The sequence below is a fragment of the Rhizobacter sp. P3_B12 genome (genome assembly GCF_056402895.1).
In genome coordinates this window covers 1-1,606 of the sequence record NZ_JBFUGN010001220.1, presented here as the reverse complement: position 1 = coordinate 1,606, position 1,606 = coordinate 1, and the positions used below count along the sequence as shown (strand labels likewise).

Annotated in this window: 3 protein-coding genes; 2 read left to right on the top strand and 1 reads right to left on the bottom strand. The window is 70.3% G+C overall.

Features of this window, described 5'->3' with window-relative positions:
* Together AC1D01_RS33945 and AC1D01_RS33940 are read left to right on the top strand one after the other, a co-directional pair.
* Window positions 1-811: BamA/TamA family outer membrane protein (locus tag AC1D01_RS33945; RefSeq protein ID WP_477873860.1), on the top strand; the 811-nt coding region annotated here is incomplete at its 5' end.
* Window positions 812-929: 118 nt separating this feature from the next.
* On the top strand, window positions 930-1,187 hold the full coding sequence (locus AC1D01_RS33940) for a hypothetical protein (RefSeq protein WP_477873859.1): 258 nt from the start codon (window positions 930-932) through the stop codon (window positions 1,185-1,187).
* On the opposite strand, the gene AC1D01_RS33935 is transcribed toward AC1D01_RS33940, so the two are convergent.
* On the bottom strand, window positions 1,172-1,606 hold a 435-nt coding region (locus tag AC1D01_RS33935), incomplete at its 5' end, for an alpha/beta fold hydrolase (RefSeq protein WP_477873858.1). The genes AC1D01_RS33940 and AC1D01_RS33935 overlap by 16 nt on opposite strands.

The window sequence follows — 1,606 nt, the reverse complement described above, 5'->3', positions numbered from 1 at the left end:
CTCGAACGACTGGTTCGTGGCCGGCTACGGCGAGGCCGAACGCCGCAAGCTCGCCGTCTACAACGGCGCCACCGGCGACGAGCGCGGGCATTTCAACCGCTCGACCGGCCGCTTCGGCGTCGACCTCGGCCAGCCCTGGGGCCAGTTCGGCGAGATCCGCATCGGCCTCACGCATCTGACACTGCGCAACGAGCCGGAGATCCTGTCGACCGACTACAGCGGGCCGCGCGAGACGGTGACGATCGACGAATCCGGCCTGCGCGTCGGCGTGGTGGTCGACCAGCTCGATTTCGCGAACTTCCCGCTGCGCGGCTACCGCGTGCAGGGCGAGGTGGTCAGCGGCCGGCGCAGCGACAGCGTGACCGGCAGCGATTCCGACCGCTTCACGCGTATCGAGACCGAGGGCTCGGCGGTGGGCACCTGGGGGCGGCACACGCTGAATGCGTTCGCACGCGTGCAGCATGCCGACCAGCGCTCGATCGCCGGGCTCGGCCGCTACACGCTCGGCGGCTTCCAGCAGATGTCGGGCTACCTGCCGGGGCAGATCGAGGGCAACTACCTGGCGTTCGGGCGGCTCGCGTACTACCAGCGGCTCGAGTACACGCCGGTGTTCACGCGCGGGCTGTTCGCCGGCGGCTCGCTGGAGGCCGGCAACGCCTGGGAATTCAGCAGCCAGATGAAGCTGAACGACCTGCGCAGCGGCATGAGCCTGTTCGTCGGCGCGGACACCGGCATCGGGCCGCTGTACCTCGGCCTGACCTACGCGCCGCGCGGCGCGGCCGGCCTCTACCTGTTCATCGGCCGACCGTGACGAATCGGACGCGGCGACCCCGGTCCTGCCGCGTTCGGGGGGATGCCAAGCCGGGAGGCGCTTCCTAAACTGGCTTCCAGGTTCAGAGCGGTTGACAGGCAGTTTGGGTGAGGCTCACATGACGGACAGCGAATTGATGCGGATCAGCGACGGTGGCGTCGAATCGTCGGAAGGCTGGGCGGTCCACCTKATCGGGCCGGAGCTGCTGGAGTACTGCAGCGGGCCGGCCGCCTGCCTGGTGAACATCGGCTACTCGCCGACGCAGCGGGCACGGCAGATCTTCGCGACCGAGTCGTCGTCGGACCTGTTCCCGATGCTGCGCGAGCACCTGCAGTCGGCCTCGCAACTCCTCGAAGGCCGCTACGTGGTGGTGTGACCCGCCAGCGCCGCCTCGATTTCGCTCGCCACCAGCGCCGGCAGCTCGTGCACGATCCAGTGCGTGGCGCCCGGTACGCGGGTCAGCGTCAGCTTCGGCACGAAGGCCTCCAGGCCATCCAGCAAGGACGCCGGCAACGCCACGTCGGCCTCGCCCCACACCACGTGCGTCGGCACCGTCACGGTGACGAACTCGGGCGGGAACTTCAGCGCGAGCACCGGTGAATCGGGCCCGGTCGGCGGGCGCAGCGGCGACACGCGGTAGTAGTTCAGCGCGCCGGTCAGCCCGTGGCGCCACAGCGCGCGGTACTGCTCCTTCAGCGCCGGCGTCAGCCAGCCGCCGCCCGGCCGCGCCGGGTCTTCGGCCCCCATGTGCGCGAACACCGCCCACAGCCGCGCGAAATCGCCGGCCTCGAGCTC